This is a genomic window from Larsenimonas salina (genome assembly GCF_023736155.1).
Taxonomy (GTDB): domain Bacteria; phylum Pseudomonadota; class Gammaproteobacteria; order Pseudomonadales; family Halomonadaceae; genus Larsenimonas; species Larsenimonas salina.
Window position 1 is genome coordinate 16421 of the sequence record NZ_JAMLJJ010000001.1, and the last position, 16331, is coordinate 32751.

Consider the following 16331-nt stretch of genomic DNA (forward strand, 5'->3'; position numbering starts at 1 on the left):
GGGCGGGTGTAGGTTCGTTTTGAATTTGCCATGAAAAAGCCCGACGTATGCCGGGCTTTGAGTGATCAAGTCTAGCTAAATAGACTTAGAACCACATTTCCATCTGGGTGCCGAAGCTCCACTCGCCGCCGGTGTAGCCGTTGGTTCCAAGTGATTTTACGTCGCTGTTGCCGGAGGCGTAGTTGTTGAGGTCGCTGTCCCAATCGGCGTAGGTGGCGAACAGACGGATTTCGGGGCGAACCCAGAATCCGCCGACCTGCGGCTTGAACGTTGGTGCAATGGTGAACTTGGTGTAGTCGCCATCGACTGAGTTGAAGCTGTTGTACCCCTGCGGGTCGAGGTCCATGGTCTGCCAGCTCACTTCATACTGCATCTCGAAGTTCTCGGAAAGCTCGTTGGCCACGCGCGCGTTCAGCGTCAGCCACTTATAGCTGTCGCCGCTGACGTAGCGGTCCTTGCTGTGCTCGGCCAGAAGCGACGGCGCAAAACGCCAGCTGGGCGTCAGGTAGGTCGTACCGTATACGGCAAGGCGCACCGACTCGGCGTCTTCGGTCAGGTTGCCGTCAGAGCCCAGGCTCTTGACCTCGGCACCAAGGCCTTGTCCGTAAAGAACCGCAGCCTTGTAGGTGCCGTCACGAAGGCCAAAGAAGCTCTCACCGTGGTAGGCCACCATGGTGTGGGCGCCGTGCTCGGCCAGATCGGCCCGCGGGTCGGGCGGAAGCATTCCCGGGTCTAGCTCACGGTCGTCGTTGTTCTTGGCCGACAGCCCGTTGAGCATCCATTGCCAGTTACCGATGCGGTTGTTGAGGGTGAAGATGTAGCTCTCGACCTCATCGCCAAATCCTTCGTCACCGATGTAGCCATAATCGCGGCCATAGATGGAGACGTTACTGGTCCAGTCGTCGGCGACCTTGATGTCGTAGATACCGGCACCGGTACCTGCAAGGAAGACGACGTCGCTGTCGAGCCAGTGGATGTCGAAGTTGTCGCGGTCAAAGCGCTTACCGGCCCAGATCGAGGCGTTTTCAAGCGGCCCGCCGAAATCGGGAAGGCTTCCGAACTCGGCAAAGATCTGGCGCACGTTGAGGCTGCTGTCCCCACCGGTCCAGTCATTACTGCTTTCAACACCGTCGGCCAGCATGATCTTGTAAAGCGAGGTCGAGCCGTTCTCGTACTCGGCGCGGTGCTCGAGCACGATTTCTGCGTAGTTGTCATCTTCGTTGCCAAGACGGCCAACCGCGCCGCCAACCGAGCCTGCCGGTGTGATGTACGGACCGCCTTCGGTGCCGGTCAGCTCGTCATCGAACAAAAGTCCTGCGCGCGCGTAGCCGTTGAGCGTCAGACCGAGCTTCTTGTCCGCATTGCCTTCAAGCTTCGCCACGCGTTGTTCCATGCTCGGCGCATCGCCGGCCGGGCCCACGCTCGGTGCGGAGGGTGCGCTGCTGTCGCCGAGACTTCGTGTCTCGGAAGAGGCGGTTTGCTGTGAGGTCGTCAGTTGCTCGACGGTGGCTTCGGCTTTCTGGGCGCGGGCTTCGGCGGCTGCGACGCGGGCTTCGAGCGCAGCGAGTCGATCCTCGATGGAGGTATCGGTGCCCGGCGCGGCATACACGGTAGTGGTGCCGAGCGAGAGCGCTACGGCAAGCGCGATCGGCGTGCGAGTCGGTTTCTTGGCCATTTTGGAGTGTTCCCTGACATTTTTATTGGCGATTTTTTGAACGGTTATCGCTTGGTGACACGATTCCGCAACTTAATCGTTTAAGCCCGGAAAAACCACCTAGCCAATAGTCGATAGACCTTAGGGATGAGCGCCCAATGTCTAATGGATTTAGTGATGTGTGATCCTTATGTTGATCTAACTTAATCGATTAAGAAGTGCAGTTTTTCTTGGAACAGTACTTAACGTGAGGGGATGCCCCATGAAGCTCAAGTTGATGACCGCCGGTGTACTTCTGGCGATGGCAAGCCCGGCGATGGCCGCCGAACTAACGATTTCCTGCGGCGCCGTCGGCGCGGAACTGACGCTTTGCAAGGAGGGCGTCAAGCAGTGGGAAGACAAGACCGGGCATACGGTCAACGTTGTGTCGACGCCCAACTCGTCCACCGAGCGGCTTTCTCTGTATCAGCAGATTCTGAACGCGCATTCCAGTGACATCGACATCATGCAGATCGATATCGTCTGGCCCGGCATGCTGGCCCCTCATCTGCTCGACCTGAACAAGCACTTGCCCAAGTCCGCGACAAAGGGCGTATTTCAGCCGCTGATCGATAGCACCAACGTCGAGGGCCGTCAGGTCGCGATTCCCTGGTTCACCGACGCAGGCGTTTTGTTCTATCGAAAGGATCTGCTCGAAAAATACGACGCCGAGGTGCCGGAGACCTGGGGCGAGCTGACCGACACGGCCGATAAAATCCAAAAGGCTGAGCGCAAGGCCGGAAACGACGATTTCTGGGGTTACGTTTTCCAGGGCCGCGCGTATGAAGGGCTGACGGTCAATGCGCTTGAGTGGCTTGCAAGTTTCAATGGGGGAACCATCGTTGATGATCAGGGCGACATTACCGTCGATTCTCCCGAGGCCGCCAAGGCATTGACGATGGCGCACGGCTGGGTCGATACCATCTCGCCGCCGGGCGTACTCAATTACACCGAAGAAGAAGCGCGGGGCGTGTTCCAGTCCGGTCACGCGGTGTTCATGCGCAACTGGCCCTACGCGTGGTCTCTGGCTCAGGCCGACAGCAGCGACATCAAGGATAAGGTCGGCGTGACCCAGCTGCCCAAGGGGGGCAGTGACGGTCAACACGCCGCCGGGCTCGGCGGGTGGAATCTGGCGGTCTCGCGCTACAGTGACAACCCCGAACTTGCCGCAGATCTGGTCGCGTTTCTGACACGCCCGGAAGAGCAGAAGCGCCGCGCGCTCGAGGGCGCCTACAACCCGACCATCGCCTCGCTTTACAAGGATCAGGAGATCCTGGACGCCACGCCGTTTTTCGGCACGCTCTACGAGACGTTTACCTCTGCCGTCGCTCGGCCGTCTGCCGTGACAGGTGACAATTATCCCCGTGTCTCGAACGCGTTCTTCAATACCGTACACGAAGTGCTTTCAGGCTCAGTCACTGCCGAAGAGGGGCTTTCGTCGCTTGAAGGTGAGCTGAAGCGGATCAAGCGTCGTCACTGGTAAGCGCTAAGCAAAGGACGTGTCATGACTGTTCACGAAACGACAACGGCGACCGCCGGGCCAAAGAAGGCCCGGCAGGATGCACGCGGCACCAAGGTACGCCGGCGCCGGGTGAGGGCGGCCTGGCTGTTTTTGACCCCGATGCTGGTGGTGCTTGCGCTGGTGGCCGGCTGGCCACTTCTTCGAACCATCTGGTTCAGCTTTACCGACGCAAGCCTTAGCCAGATGGGCAGTGCCAACTTCATTGGTGTCGAAAACTATCTGGTCTACGACGAGGGCTGGTACGGCCTGCTTGCTGACCCGCTCTGGTGGCAATCGGTCTGGAATACGCTCTTTTTCACGGTCATATCGGTCGGGCTTGAAACCGTATTGGGCGTCATCGTTGCGCTGGTGCTGAACGCGAAGTTTCGTGGCCGCATGGTGGTTCGGGCCGCAATGCTGATCCCCTGGGCAATTCCAACCATTGTCTCGGCCAAGATGTGGGCCTGGATGCTCAACGACCAGTTCGGCATTCTCAATCACATGCTGATGGGGCTTGGCATTATCTCGGCGCCGCTTGCCTGGACCGCCGATGCCGATCTCTCCATGTGGGCGGTGATCATCGTTGACGTGTGGAAGGCTACTCCGTTTGTTGCGCTTTTGGTGTTGGCGGCCCTTCAGATGCTGCCGTCGGACTGCTACGAGGCGGCTCGTGTCGATGGCATCTCACCGGTTCGGGTCTTTTTCAAGGTCACGCTGCCCTTGATCGCACCGGCATTGATGGTCGCGGTTATTTTCCGTGCGCTCGATGCGCTTCGTGTGTTCGATGTGATCTACGTGCTGACCTCGAACGCCTCGTCGACCATGACAATGTCGATCTACGCGCGTCAGCAGCTGGTCGAGTTTCAGGACGTCGGCTACGGCAGTGCGGCCTCGACGCTTTTGTTCCTGATCATCGCGCTGTTCACGATCGTCTATCTCTACCTCGGTCGGCGGCAACTGGGAGGTGAACAATGACGCTTACGCACTTGAAGCGCGCTGTATTGAAGCTCGGGTTCTGGCTGATGGTCATTACCCTGGTCGTCTACGCCACCTTTCCGTTCTATTACGCAGTGGTGACCTCGCTCAAGCCGTCAAGCGAGATGTTCAAGGTCGGCTACTGGATCGATTCCGTCGACTGGTCGAACTATGTGGCGGTGCTGTCGCAGAAGGCGTTCGTGCAGAGCATTGCCAACTCGGTCATCGTCGCTCTGAGCGTAGTCGCGATCGCGCTGCTGCTTGGCCTCACGGCGGCCTACGCGCTTGGGCGGGTCCGTTTCAAGGGCCGCACTCGGGTAATGATGCTGGTGCTCGGGGTCTCCATGTTCCCGCAGGTGGCGGTGCTTTCGGGGCTCTTTGAGGTCATTCGCGTGCTCGATCTGTACAACTCGCCGGGCGGGCTGATTCTGAGCTACACCATTTTCACGCTGCCGTTCACGGTGTGGGTGCTGACCACGTTCATGCGCCAACTGCCCGATGAGCTCGAAGAGGCCGCCATCATGGACGGCGCTTCGCCCTGGGTCACCCTGACCAAGGTTTTCATGCCGCTTCTGTGGCCCGCGATGGCTACGACCGGTCTTCTGGCGTTCATCGCCGCCTGGAACGAATTCCTGTTCGCCCTGACGTTCACGCTGACCGACTCCGAGCGCACCGTGCCGGTGGCCATCGCCCTGATTTCAGGCGGCAGCCAGTACGAGTTGCCCTGGGGCCCGATCATGGCGGCCTCGGTCATTGTCACGGTCCCGCTGGTGATTCTGGTGCTGATCTTCCAGCGCCGCATCGTCTCCGGTTTGACCGCCGGCGCCGTCAAGGGATGAACATGCACACCGACAGACAAGGAGCATCTATGGCCAGCGTTCAACTGGAGCGGGTCAGCAAGCGGTTCGGCAGTACCCACGTTATCGACGAGGTGTCGCTGTCCATCGATCACGGCGAATTCGTGGTGTTCGTTGGCCCCTCGGGCTGCGGCAAATCCACGCTTTTGCGCCTCATCGCCGGGCTTGAATCGATCAGTGACGGTGATCTGATGATCGGCGACAAACGCGTCAACGAGCTGTCGCCGCAGGAGCGGGGCGTTGGGATGGTGTTTCAGTCCTACGCGCTGTACCCGCACATGAGCGTCTATGAAAACATGGCGTTCGGGCTGAAACTCGGCAAGGCCTCAAGCGAAAGCGTGGCCGAGCGCGTCAAGGAGACCGCCCGTATTCTTCAGCTTGAAGCGCTGCTCGAACGCAAGCCCAAGGCCCTCTCGGGCGGGCAGCGCCAGCGCGTGGCAATGGGGCGGGCGATTGCCCGCGAGCCGGACATTCTGCTGTTCGATGAGCCGCTCTCCAACCTCGACGCCTCGCTTCGCGTTCAGATGCGCAACGAGATCGCGCGTTTGCACGGACGCCTGGGCTCGACCATAGTGTACGTCACTCACGATCAGGTCGAGGCCATGACGCTTGCCGACAAGATCGTGGTGCTGAACAAGGGCCATATCGAGCAGGTCGGCTCCCCGCGCACGCTGTATGAACGCCCGGCGTCGAAGTTCGTGGCGAGTTTCATCGGTTCGCCGTCGATGAACTTCCTCGAAGGGACCTGCCGGTCTACCGATGCCCGTGAAACAAGAGTCGAACTCAAGGCGCTTGGCGAGGTGGTGCTGCCGTACGGCGTCGACTCAAACGCCGTGGGCAGCCCGATTACGCTTGGCATTCGCCCGGAGCATCTGACGCCGGTACAGGCAACGGGCAGCGACGCCTTTGAGGTCATCAACGTCGAGTACCTTGGGAACGAGTGCTGTGTGTACGTCGACAGCGACGCCGAGCAGTTTCTGACGTGTCGGGTCGAGGCCGATACCTCGATTGCCCGCAATGACACGGTTTCGCTGCGCATCGATACCGCTCAGGCGCACCTGTTCGATGAGCACGGCCAGGCGCTGGTGCGAGCTCAAGACAGCGCCTGATAAACATGCGATCAAATGAAAAGAAGTAGGGCCACCGGGTCGACCGGCGCGGTGGCCGAGGCTCCTTTTGAAAACGGCTCAAAGGCGGTTTTCAAGACAGTTTCAAAGATACTTTTTAAGACAGCTTCAAAGATGGTTTCAACGACGGTTCAAGGAGACAGCAATGAGTGCGCAGGCATGGTGGCGCGATGCGGTGATCTATCAGATTTATCCGCGAAGCTTCAAGGACAATAACGGCGATGGCATCGGTGATCTGCCGGGTGTGACGTCAAAGCTCGACTATCTGGCAGAGCTTGGTGTCGATGCCCTGTGGCTGTCGCCGTTCTATCGCTCGCCGCAGGCCGATGCGGGCTATGACGTCGCCGATTATCGCGACGTCGACCCCTTGTTCGGAACGCTTGCCGATTTCGATGCGATGCTTGAAGGCGCCCACGCGCGCGGTCTCAAGATCATCGTCGATCTGGTGCCCAACCACACCTCCGATGAGCACGTCTGGTTCAAGGCCGCGCTCAACGCAGACCCCGCAAGCCCCGAGCGTGCCCGCTACATGTTCCGCACCGGCAAGGGTGAACACGCGGAGCTTCCGCCCAACAACTGGCAGAGCGTGTTCGGCGGCCCGGCCTGGACCCGTGTCGAGGGCGAGGATCAATGGTATCTTCACCTCTTTGACAGCAAGCAGCCGGATTTGAACTGGGAAAACCCGGAGGTGCGCGCCGAGTTCGAAGACGTGCTGCGTTTCTGGCTGGACCGGGGCGTCGACGGTTTCCGGGTCGATGTCGCTCACGGCATGATCAAGGCGGAAGGGCTGCCCGATTTCGGCCAGAGCCAGTGCATGATCGAGGGGGGCAACGTCGGTCCAATGTGGGATCAGGACGGCGTCCATGAGATTTATCGCGCCTGGCGCCGGGTGCTCGATGAGTACGACGGTGACCGGATGATGGTGGCCGAGGCCTGGGTGCAGCCGCAGGAGCGGCTGGCGCGCTATGTCCGCCCCGATGAAATGCAGCAGGCGTTCAACTTCGATTACCTGCTCGCGCGTTGGAACGCCGATGCGCTCAAGCGCGTGATCGACACCTCCATCATGCACTCCGACAGTGTGGGTGCGGTGCCGACCTGGGTGATGTCGAACCACGACGGTGTACGGCATCCTTCCCGCTTGGGGCTTGCTGATCCGGGCTGTCGGCCCAACGGACTGACCGCCAATGACGAACAGCCCGATGAAGCGCTTGGCCTTCGTCGCGCTCGCGCGCTGATCATGTTGACGCTTGCGCTGCCGGGCTCGGCGTATGTGTATCAGGGGGAAGAGCTTGGCCTGCCGGATCACACCACCATGGACGCCAAGTACCGTCAGGATCCGACGTTTCATCGCACCAATGGCGAAGAGACCGGGCGCGATGGCTGTCGAGTGCCGCTGCCCTGGAACGCGAGTCAGCCTGCGTTCGGGTTTGGCGGTGAACAGACCTGGCTCCCGCAGCCAGAGAACTACGCCCGCTACGCCGTGGACGCTCAGCTCGACCAGAGCGACTCGACGCTTGCCCTGTATCGTACGCTTTTGACGCAGCGCGCCGAGCACGCGCTTGGCCGTGGGCGTATCGTCTGGAACGAGACCGGGCGGTCTGATGTGCTGTCTCTGACCAATGGCGCCATAACGGTGGTGCTCAATCTGAGCGACCGTGACGTTGAGCGGCCCGAGGGCGACGTAATCGTCGAAAGTATCCCGGGCATTGGCAATGGGCAGGTAGTGCCGGCCAACAGCGCTGTCTGGCTTGCCTGCTGACGACTTTTTAAGCGAAGAGGCTGATCCGGCGCCCAGGTTCGTTTGATCATCGAGGAAGGATGGTGTGAAAAAGCGTGAAACAGGCGCGTCGGGTCAGTCGCTGACGCTCAAGGAAGTCGCCGAACATTTGGGCGTGTCGACGGCAACGGTCTCCAATGCCTTCAACCGCCCGGATCAGTTATCGAAAACGCGCCGGCAGGAGATTCTGGCGGCGGCGAAAGCACTTGGCTATCGTGGCCCGGACAGCCGGGCTCGTAGCCTTCGAACCGGCCATAGCCGAATCATCGGTGTCATGCTCTGGGATACCCTGAGTTTCAGCTTGAGCGACAGCGTCGCAAGCGAATTGCTGTCCGGGATTTCTGAAGTGCTCGATGAGCACGACTACCGCATGCTGCTGTTGCCCCAGTCGGCCCGACCGGCGCAACGGGAAAACTTCAACGGCGTCGCCGATGGGTACCTGGTGTACGGCACCATGCCCGACGGCACCACCGAGCGGTTGCAGCAGGGTGAGTTCAGCCCGGCCGTGACCATCGACAAGACCTACGGCAGTTACCCGACGATTTGCATCGACGACCGCGCAGCCAGTCGCGGCGTCGCCGAACTGGCGCTTGCCAAGGGTAAACGACGCCCGGCCATTGTTGCCCTTCGAATGACACTCGATGCTCCTCCAGGCCCGTTCAAGCGACAGGCGCGCCCGCGTCAGTTCAATGCCATGGCACAGGCTCGACTGGGTGGGTTTGATGATGCCCTGACAGCGGCCGGCATCGATCCTGCGTCGGTGCCGATCTGGAACGTCGATGGCAACACCTTCAATCAGGCGGTGCCTGTGATCGAGGCGCTTCTTGACGGTTCAACCGCAGACACGCTGCTGTGCATGTCCGATCAGCTGGCGCTGGCGGCACTGGCGGTTGCCGAGCAGCGTGGGCTTGACGTACCGGGAGCGCTTACGATCACGGGATTTGATGGTGCGCCGGAGGGCCAGCAGCGCCGGCCGATGCTCACGACCGTCTATCAGGATAACCGGGCAAAAGGGCGATTGGCCGCGCGGATGATTCTCGATCAGATCACTGAGCACGACGCGACGCTTCCCACCTGGCTGATTCATGGTGATACCTGTTGAGCAACCGGCGATTCGAGTAATGGCGCGTCAGGCGCTTCGGTAGGCGCCCGGCCACTCCGCCAGCAGCCCCTTGCCACCGGCAAGCGTCAGTGACAGATCGGTCAGGCCATCCCAGAGCGGCAGTGCATGCGTGCCCTTGACGGCTTGATCGATGCGCTGTGAGAACATCAAAAGCTTGTTCAGACGCTTGTGGGGAAGGCGTGCCAGCGCGTTTTGATAATAGGGGCGGCGCTTTTCCGGAATCATCGGCTTCTGCGCCTTGCAGGCGTGCTCGACGCTTTGTCCCTGATCAAGCAATTGCCTGAGCGACAAAAGCGTTCTCAGTTCCCGCGTCAGCGCCCAAAGCACCACCGGCGCTTCGACCCCTTCGCCCTTGAGGCCGGCAACGATACGTACGGCCCGGGTCGGCTCGCCTCGAAGGCAGGCGTCGGTCAGGCTGAAAACGTCAAAGCGGGCGCTGTCCTCGACGTTATCGACGATGGCGTTACCGTCAAGGCGTGTGCGTTTGGGGTGATACAGCGCAAGCTTTACAAGCTCCTGATCGGCGGCCAGCAGGTTGCCCTCGACGCGCTCGGCGAGCAACTGCGCGGCCTCGCTGGTCAGTTCGAGCTGGTGGCGCTCGGCCCGGTCCTTGATCCAGTAGCCCATGCGCTGTGTGTCCACCGGCCAGACCGGTACGAACACGCCGACCTTGTCGAGGGCCTTGAACCAGCTGCTTTGCTGGGCCTTGCGGTCGAGCCTGCCGGCGGTAATCAAAAGCACGTTGTCGTGCTGGGTGGACTGCGCGTACTCGGTCAGAACCCGGGCGCCTTCCTGGCCGGGCGATTGGGTGCCAAGGCGCACTTCGATCAGCTTGCGCGACGAAAAAAGCGACAGCGCATTGGCGCTTTCAATCACCTGCCCCCAGGCAAAATTGTTGTCCACGTGAAGCACTTCCCGCTCGTCGATGCCTTCGCGCCGCGCGGCGGCCCGAATACTGTCGCAGGCTTCCATATGGGTCAACGGCTCGTCGCCCGCCACCAGGTAGATGGGGGCGAGCGATTTGGCGAGCGCCGGGTCAAGCTTATTGGGAAAGACTTTCATTATCTGCCTGAGGCTGATCGGTCCCTGATGCGTCGCTCTTGCCGGTTTCAACGGACTCAAGGCGCTGTGCATTTGGCTTGAGCGTCTGCAGTCGCTCGATCAGCTGTTGTGCGGCCTCGCGGCGAAGGTCGTCCTCGAGATCGCTTCGCTGGCTGTCTCGGCTGAGCAGGCGGTCTTCACTGGTGGTGTAGGTGCCGCTGGTTTCGACGCTTTGCTGGTCTTCGAGGTAGGCGCCATCGCGTGTGCGCTGTACCGAGTAGGGCAGAGTGAACACGACCTGGCGTTCCTGACTGCCGGCGTCGCCGAAGGTCAGTTCGTGCTCGTCAAAGCTGCTCTTGCCGAGGTTCAGGCGAAGCGGTGCGGTGGCATCGAGCGTAACGTCTGCGTTTTTCAGTGCGCGGGTCACGGCCTGATAGGCCAGGTCGCGGGTACCGCCGCCGTCGCTTGAGTTCACGGTCAGCGTCGAGAAGGGCAGTGTGGTGTCCTGATAGCCACGAAGCTGAAAGCCGCAGGCGCTCAGCGTCAGAGTGGCGGCAAGGGCGAGGGTGGTGCTTAAAAGGGCGCGTCGTTTCACGAAGGCCTCCTGGCAGTGAAGGCGGGCCGTATGCCCGCCGGTCCTTGAGGGTCAGATCGATCGGCGCTTTTGGCCGATCAGTTGGCGACGATGTTGACGAGCTTGCCGGGCACGACGATGACCTTGCGAACGGTCTTGCCGTCGATGTGGCGGGCAACGTTTGGAAGCGCGCGCGCGCTTTCCTCGATCGCGTCCTTGTCGGCATCGGGAGTGACATCGAGCCGGTCGCGTACCTTGCCGTTGACCTGAACCACCACCGTGATGCTGTCGCGCTTGAGTGCCGACTCATCGAGGGCGGGCCACTCGGCGTCGATGGCGGGGGTGTCATGACCCAGCGCTACCCAGAGCTGATGCGTGATGTGAGGCACGATCGGCGCCAGGATCAGAACGCTTGCCTCCACCGCCTCGCGGGCAACGGCCAGGCCTTCGGCGCTGTCGTCGTCGAAGCGGGCGATGGCATTGGTCAGCTCCATCACCGCGGCAATGGCGGTGTTGAACGTTGTACGACGGCCAATGTCGTCGCTGGCCTTGGCAATCGTTTCATGAGTCTTGCGGCGAAGCTCACGCTGGGCATCGCTCAGGCGTTCGGTATCAAGCGTGGCCGGCGTACCCTGAGCGAGGTGGTCATGCACCAGGCGCCACAGGCGCTTCAGGAAGCGGTGAGCGCCTTCGACGCCGCTGTCGGACCACTCAAGCGACTGCTCGGGGGGCGCGGCGAACATCATGAAAAGACGCACGGTGTCGGCGCCGAAGCGGTCGATCATGGACTGGGGGTCGACGCCGTTGTTCTTCGACTTCGACATCTTCTCGACGCCGCCCATCTCGACCGGCTGACCGTCTGAAATCAGTACTGCTCGTATCGGGCGCCCCTTGTCGTCGCGCTCGACCTCGACGTCGGCCGGGTTGTACCACTCCTTGCTGCCGTTGCTGTTCTTGCGGAAGAAGGTTTCGGCGATGACCATGCCCTGGGTCAGTAGCCGCTTGAACGGCTCGTCGCTCTCGACCAGGCCGAAGTCACGCATCAGCTTGTGGAAGAAGCGCGCGTAAAGCAGGTGCAGGATCGCGTGCTCGATACCGCCGATGTAAAGATCCACCGGCAGCCAGTAGTTGGCGCGCTCATCGAGCATGGCGCTGTCGTTATCAGCGCAGCAGAAGCGAGCGTAGTACCAGCTCGACTCCATGAAGGTATCGAACGTGTCGGTTTCGCGGACCCAGCCGTCGCCGAGATCATAAAACGCCGGGGACTTCTTGAGTGGCGAGCCGGTGGCGTCGATTTCGATTTCGGTGGGAAGTGCAACCGGCAGTTCGTCATCTGTCAGGGCCTTGGTTTCGCCGTTCGGGCCATACTTGACCGGAATCGGCGCGCCCCAGTAGCGCTGGCGGGCCACGCCCCAGTCGCGCAGGCGGAAGTTGGTCTTGACCGTCCCTTTCCCGAGCGCTTCGAGTCTGGCGGCGATGGCGTCGAACGCGGCCTGGAATTCGAGCCCGTCGAACTCGCCTGAGTTGATCAGAACGCCGTGGTCGGTAAAGGCCGCCTCGCTCAGATCCGGTGCGGTTTTTGTCTCGGCGTCGGCAATCACGGGCTCGATGGCCAGGCCATACTTTCTTGCGAATTCGAAGTCGCGCTGATCATGTGCGGGCACTGCCATGACGGCGCCGGTGCCGTATTCCATCAGCACGAAGTTGGCAACGAAAATCGGCACTTCACGGCCGCTCAAGGGGTGAACCGCGGTGAACCCGGTGTCCATGCCGCGTTTTTCCATGGTCGCCATGTCGGCTTCCGAGGTGCCGCCCTGGCGGCACTCCTGGCGGAAGGCCTCCAGACCGTCAACGGTTTTGGCCGCTTCGATCGCCAGCGGGTGATCGGCCGCGATGCCGAGATACGTCACGCCGAAGAGAGTATCCGGCCGGGTGGTGTAGACGGTCAGCTCGGAAAGTTCACGGCTGCCACTGACACCGAATTCAAGCTCGACGCCCTTGGACTTGCCGATCCAGTTGCGCTGCATGGTCTTGACCTGCTCGGGCCAGTCGACGTGATCCAGATCGGTCAGAAGCTCTTCGGCGTAGTCGGTGATCTTCAAAAACCACAGCGGGATTTCCCGACGCTCGACAGGTGCGCCGGAGCGCCAGCCGCAGCCATCCACCACCTGCTCGTTGGCAAGCACGGTTTGATCGACCGGGTCCCAGTTGACCGTGGACATTTTCTTGTAGACCAGGCCCTTTTCAACCAGCTGAGCGAAGAACCACTGCTCCCAGCGGTAGTAATCGGTGTCGCAGGTGGCAAATTCGCGATCCCAGTCGTAGGCAAACCCGAGCGCCTTGAGCTGGCCGCGCATGTAGTCGATGTTCTCATGCGTCCATTTGGCCGGCGGCACGTTGTTCTTGATCGCGGCATTTTCCGCTGGCATGCCGAAGGCGTCCCAACCCATGGGCTGAAGCACGTTGCGGCCGTTCATGCGCTGGAAGCGAGCGACCACATCCCCGATGGTGTAGTTGCGGACGTGCCCCATGTGCAGCTTGCCGCTGGGGTAGGGGAACATGCACAGGCAGTAGTATTTTTCGCGGTTGGCGTCTTCGATGGCCTTGAAGCATGCGTTCTTGGCCCAGAAGGTTTGTGCACTGCGCTCTACATCGTGGGGGGAATATTGTGCATCCATCGTGATAGCTTGATTACCTTGCCGTATTCTGGGGTGCGGTGATAACGAACGGCCTACCCACCCGCCTCGGATGTCCCGGAGGATGTCTTGCGGATTAGGGTCTATACCCAGAGGACGGGTAGGCGTTTGTTGACGCGTAACTGGGCCATAAGCATACCCCAGACGCCTGGCAACAGGTAGGGGAGCAACCGTTGGGAGTAGATGCCATGAGTGAATCCGAGCGTTATCAGCGATTGAAAGAGGCCTATGAGCGCGCGCTCGACCGAGTCGGTACGCGAGAGCACGCGCGCGACACGCGGGGGCTTGAGGAAGAGCTCGATGAAATCGTCAAGTTCGAGGCCGATCTTGAACGGTTTACCAAGGATGAAGCGGCGCTTTTAAAAGCCTGGCTCGAGCGCGATCTGAAGGCGTTCGGCTCCTATATGGCCGAAGGCGGGGGAGGCGTGGCGCAGTGGATGGGCATCGATCTCGACTATTTGTCCGAGCGCGTGCGCACGGCGCTGTTTTCGATTGCCGATCGCACTGCGGTGGATCAATTCCGATTCGAGGATGATCTGGAAGCGGCACAGGCCGATTACTGTGAAGGCGAGCTTGCGCTGCCGGGTCGGATGCGCTGCGTGCACTGTGATCATCCGGTCACCCTGACCACCTCGAGCATGATCGAGCCCTGTCATGCGTGCGGGCATCGCTATTTCAAACGTGCCCGCGCCTGACCAGACAACGATGGCCGGCCCTAGTGGCCGGCTATCCAGCCCATGTACTCATGCAGGGCCCACCGGCTCCGTTCGAGACTGTCGAACTGGGGCGCCCACCAGAGCCAACCGCCGGAAATGTCGCTGCCAAAGCCTGTCGGGGCGGGCACGACGTCAAGGCCTGCACGCTCGAAATCACGCTGAGCGCGGGCCATGTGAAAGGCGGTCGTCACCAGAACGACGCGGTTCACGCCATCGCGTTTGAGAAGCCGGGCACTGAACTCGGCATTTTCCTCGGTGTCGGCGCTCTTGGTTTCAAGCCACGTTGCCTTGAGTCCGAATTCCTCGGTCAAACTTCGCTGCATCAGCTCGGCCTCTGAGGCACGGCTCCAGGGCTCCTTGCCGCCGGTCAACAGAATCGGCAGTCCTGTCTTTCGAGCAATCCGTGCGCCTTCTGCCAGACGCGCCAGCGCCAGGGGGTTGGTGCGGTCACGCCCGTTCAGTTCCGGGGCGCCGTAATCCCGGCCATTGCCGAGCACGACAATGGCGCCGGCACTTTCCCACTGCGCCGGCGTCGAGGGCATCACGCGCTCGACCGGGCCCAGTAGAAGGCTCGAGACCACCGGTGTCGAGATCAGCCACAGCACGGCAAGCGTTGCGCCACTCAGGCAGCGCATGAGTTTCGGATAGCGGGGCATCAACATCAAAAAGCCCAGCAGCAGCACCAAAAATAACCCCGGTGGCAGGATGAATACCTTGATCAACGAGATCATGCGGCAGAGGCCTCTTTACGTTTCTGGACAAGGCGCACCAGTGCGCCGGTAAGCACCATTAGCGCGGCAAGAATACCGGCAGGCCAGGAGCCCAACACTGTAAAGGGCGTCATGCCTTTCATCGGATAGACCATGCCGGTCAGTACGGCCGGTTCGAAGCGAGGGGCTTTGGCCGTAATCTTGCCGGTGGAATCGACGATCGCGGTCAGGCCGTTGCTGGTGGCGCGCAGTAGATACCGGTTATTTTCAAGCGCGCGCAGACGCGCCATCTGCATGTGCTGGAGCGGGCCGATGGAGTGGCCGAACCAGCTGTCATTGGACACGGTCAAAAGGGCGTCGCTTGAATGGGCGCGCTGCCGAACAAGGTCGGGATAGACGATTTCATAGCAGATCGCGACACCCAGCGAGACACCGTCGGCGTGAAGCGGCTCGGGGTCGCTTGGACCTGCCTTGAAGTCCGACATTGGCAGATTGAAGAAATCGATCAGCCCTCTTAGCAGCGAATCAAGCGGCAGGTACTCGCCAAACGGCACCAGGTGGGCCTTCTTGTAGACGCCGTGGCCGTCCCCAAGCGTGATGACGCTGTTGAAATAATGGCCCTTGGCGTCCTGCTGAACGAGCCCGGTAATGAGCGTGGTGTCGGAATCAAGCGTTGCCTGCATGCGCTCCAGAAACGGAATCGCCTGCTGCTCGAGCATCGGCAGCGCCGTTTCCGGCCAGACAATGATCTCGGCGTTATCGGCATCTCGCCGGGTAAGGGAGGCGTAGGTGTTGGCTGCCTGGCGCTGGCCGCTGGGTGTCCATTTATCGAGCTGGGCCAGATCGCCCTGGACTAGCGCCACGGATTTGGGAGTGTCGAGCGGTACGGCCCATTCGAGCGGCAGCGCCGACGGTGAAAGCCAGAGGAGCGCGACCATAACGGCCGCAACCCAGGAGCGACGCTCCACAAGTCGTGCGATCAGACCACCGGTCAACGCGATGACAAAGCTCAACAGGTAGACACCACCAAGAGGCGCCAGCGTGTTGATGGGCGAATCGACCTGAGCACTGCCCAGATAAAGCCATGGAAAGCCCGTGAAGGCCCAGCTTCGAAACAACTCGCCGATCACCCAGATGCCGGCGAACGCCCAGGCATTGAGCAGGCCCCGGGGGCGACAGAAGCGGTAAAGGCCGAACATCGCCATGTAAAAAAGTGCAAGCGTTGCCACAAACAGCGCCGTCAGAAACAGGGCCAGTGGCGCGCCGGTGTAGCCAAAGTCGTGGATCGACACATACACCCAGGAGGTGCCCGTGCCAAAAAGGCCCACCCCGAACAGCCAGCCGCGCCAGAGCATGCGCTTGACGCGGGCGCGCTGAGCACAGGTAAAGACGAGCGCCATCAGAAGCGGTGCGAGCCACCAGGCGTTGAAGGGCGCGAACGTCAGCGTCATGGCTGCCCCGGCACCCAGCGTTAGAAGATCGCTGAGCCAGGGGCGATCATGAAGGGGCGAAGTCAATGTCTTCATGGCATTCCTTGTTGC

At 61.0% G+C, this 16331-nt stretch carries 13 protein-coding genes; 7 read left to right on the forward strand and 6 right to left on the reverse strand.

Features of this window, described 5'->3' with window-relative positions; all coding sequences use genetic code 11:
* Positions 1–85: 85 nt before the first annotated feature.
* Positions 86–1675, reverse strand: a complete 1590-nt coding sequence (locus NAT23_RS00090) for a carbohydrate porin (protein WP_251924533.1) — start codon at positions 1673–1675, stop codon at positions 86–88.
* Between the two features lie 241 nt (positions 1676–1916).
* Here NAT23_RS00090 and NAT23_RS00095 point away from each other — a divergent pair, with 241 nt between their 5' ends.
* The 6 genes from NAT23_RS00095 to NAT23_RS00120 all read left to right on the forward strand — a co-directional run bounded on the left by NAT23_RS00095 (position 1917) and on the right by NAT23_RS00120 (position 9032).
* A complete protein-coding gene (locus NAT23_RS00095) occupies positions 1917–3176 on the forward strand; it encodes an ABC transporter substrate-binding protein (protein ID WP_251924535.1) in 1260 nt (419 codons plus the stop codon).
* A 21-nt stretch (positions 3177–3197) separates the two neighbouring features.
* Entirely contained in the window at positions 3198–4169 is a 972-nt protein-coding gene (locus tag NAT23_RS00100; RefSeq protein WP_251924537.1) for a carbohydrate ABC transporter permease, read from the forward strand.
* The gene (locus tag NAT23_RS00105; RefSeq protein WP_251924539.1) at positions 4166–5008 is read left to right on the forward strand and encodes a carbohydrate ABC transporter permease; all 843 of its coding nucleotides are present in this window, start codon (positions 4166–4168) and stop codon (positions 5006–5008) included. The genes NAT23_RS00100 and NAT23_RS00105 overlap by 4 nt, the downstream gene beginning before the upstream one ends.
* Positions 5009–5037: 29 nt before the next feature.
* Entirely contained in the window at positions 5038–6135 is a 1098-nt protein-coding gene (locus tag NAT23_RS00110; protein WP_251924541.1) for an ABC transporter ATP-binding protein, read from the forward strand.
* 163 nt (positions 6136–6298) lie between these two features.
* Positions 6299–7912: a glycoside hydrolase family 13 protein gene (locus NAT23_RS00115; RefSeq protein ID WP_251924542.1), complete on the forward strand. Its 1614-nt coding sequence runs from the start codon at positions 6299–6301 to the stop codon at positions 7910–7912.
* Positions 7913–7976: 64 nt separating this feature from the next.
* Positions 7977–9032 carry a LacI family DNA-binding transcriptional regulator gene (locus NAT23_RS00120; protein ID WP_251924544.1) on the forward strand — a complete coding sequence of 352 codons (1056 nt, stop codon included), beginning with the start codon at positions 7977–7979 and terminating at the stop codon, positions 9030–9032.
* Positions 9033–9059: 27 nt separating this feature from the next.
* On the opposite strand, the gene holA is transcribed toward NAT23_RS00120, so the two are convergent.
* From holA to leuS, 3 genes are all read right to left on the reverse strand, one after another.
* Positions 9060–10115: a DNA polymerase III subunit delta gene (gene holA / locus NAT23_RS00125; RefSeq protein WP_251924546.1), complete on the reverse strand. Its 1056-nt coding sequence runs from the start codon at positions 10113–10115 to the stop codon at positions 9060–9062.
* Positions 10096–10689 carry an LPS-assembly lipoprotein LptE gene (locus NAT23_RS00130; protein WP_251924548.1) on the reverse strand — a complete coding sequence of 198 codons (594 nt, stop codon included), beginning with the start codon at positions 10687–10689 and terminating at the stop codon, positions 10096–10098. The genes holA and NAT23_RS00130 overlap by 20 nt, the downstream gene beginning before the upstream one ends.
* A 77-nt stretch (positions 10690–10766) precedes the next feature.
* Positions 10767–13346, reverse strand: a complete 2580-nt coding sequence (gene leuS, locus NAT23_RS00135; protein WP_251924549.1) for a leucine--tRNA ligase — start codon at positions 13344–13346, stop codon at positions 10767–10769.
* Between the two features lie 206 nt (positions 13347–13552).
* Between leuS and NAT23_RS00140 the strand changes: the two genes are divergently transcribed.
* The gene (locus tag NAT23_RS00140; protein WP_251589414.1) at positions 13553–14059 is read left to right on the forward strand and encodes a zinc ribbon-containing protein; all 507 of its coding nucleotides are present in this window, start codon (positions 13553–13555) and stop codon (positions 14057–14059) included.
* Between the two features lie 20 nt (positions 14060–14079).
* Here the strand turns inward: NAT23_RS00140 and NAT23_RS00145 are convergent, their stop codons facing one another.
* Entirely contained in the window at positions 14080–14811 is a 732-nt protein-coding gene (locus NAT23_RS00145) for a YdcF family protein (protein WP_251924552.1), read from the reverse strand.
* Complete coding sequence (lnt, locus tag NAT23_RS00150) at positions 14808–16316, reverse strand: apolipoprotein N-acyltransferase (protein WP_251924554.1); 1509 nt, start codon at positions 16314–16316, stop codon at positions 14808–14810. Before lnt ends, NAT23_RS00145 begins: the two co-directional genes overlap by 4 nt.
* Positions 16317–16331: the final 15 nt, after the last annotated feature.

Bases quoted from the DNA above. Each gene is read 5' to 3' on its own strand.
- NAT23_RS00090 (WP_251924533.1), bottom strand. From the start codon at position 1,675: ATGGCCAAGAAACCGACTCGCACGCCGATCGCGCTTGCCGTAGCGCTC.
- NAT23_RS00095 (WP_251924535.1), top strand. From the start codon at position 1,917: ATGAAGCTCAAGTTGATGACCGCCGGTGTACTTCTGGCGATGGCAAGC.
- NAT23_RS00100 (WP_251924537.1), top strand. From the start codon at position 3,198: ATGACTGTTCACGAAACGACAACGGCGACCGCCGGGCCAAAGAAGGCC.
- NAT23_RS00105 (WP_251924539.1), top strand. From the start codon at position 4,166: ATGACGCTTACGCACTTGAAGCGCGCTGTATTGAAGCTCGGGTTCTGG.
- NAT23_RS00110 (WP_251924541.1), top strand. From the start codon at position 5,038: ATGGCCAGCGTTCAACTGGAGCGGGTCAGCAAGCGGTTCGGCAGTACC.
- NAT23_RS00115 (WP_251924542.1), top strand. From the start codon at position 6,299: ATGAGTGCGCAGGCATGGTGGCGCGATGCGGTGATCTATCAGATTTAT.
- holA (WP_251924546.1), bottom strand. From the start codon at position 10,115: ATGAAAGTCTTTCCCAATAAGCTTGACCCGGCGCTCGCCAAATCGCTC.
- leuS (WP_251924549.1), bottom strand. From the start codon at position 13,346: ATGGATGCACAATATTCCCCCCACGATGTAGAGCGCAGTGCACAAACC.
- NAT23_RS00140 (WP_251589414.1), top strand. From the start codon at position 13,553: ATGAGTGAATCCGAGCGTTATCAGCGATTGAAAGAGGCCTATGAGCGC.
- NAT23_RS00145 (WP_251924552.1), bottom strand. From the start codon at position 14,811: ATGATCTCGTTGATCAAGGTATTCATCCTGCCACCGGGGTTATTTTTG.
- lnt (WP_251924554.1), bottom strand. From the start codon at position 16,316: ATGAAGACATTGACTTCGCCCCTTCATGATCGCCCCTGGCTCAGCGAT.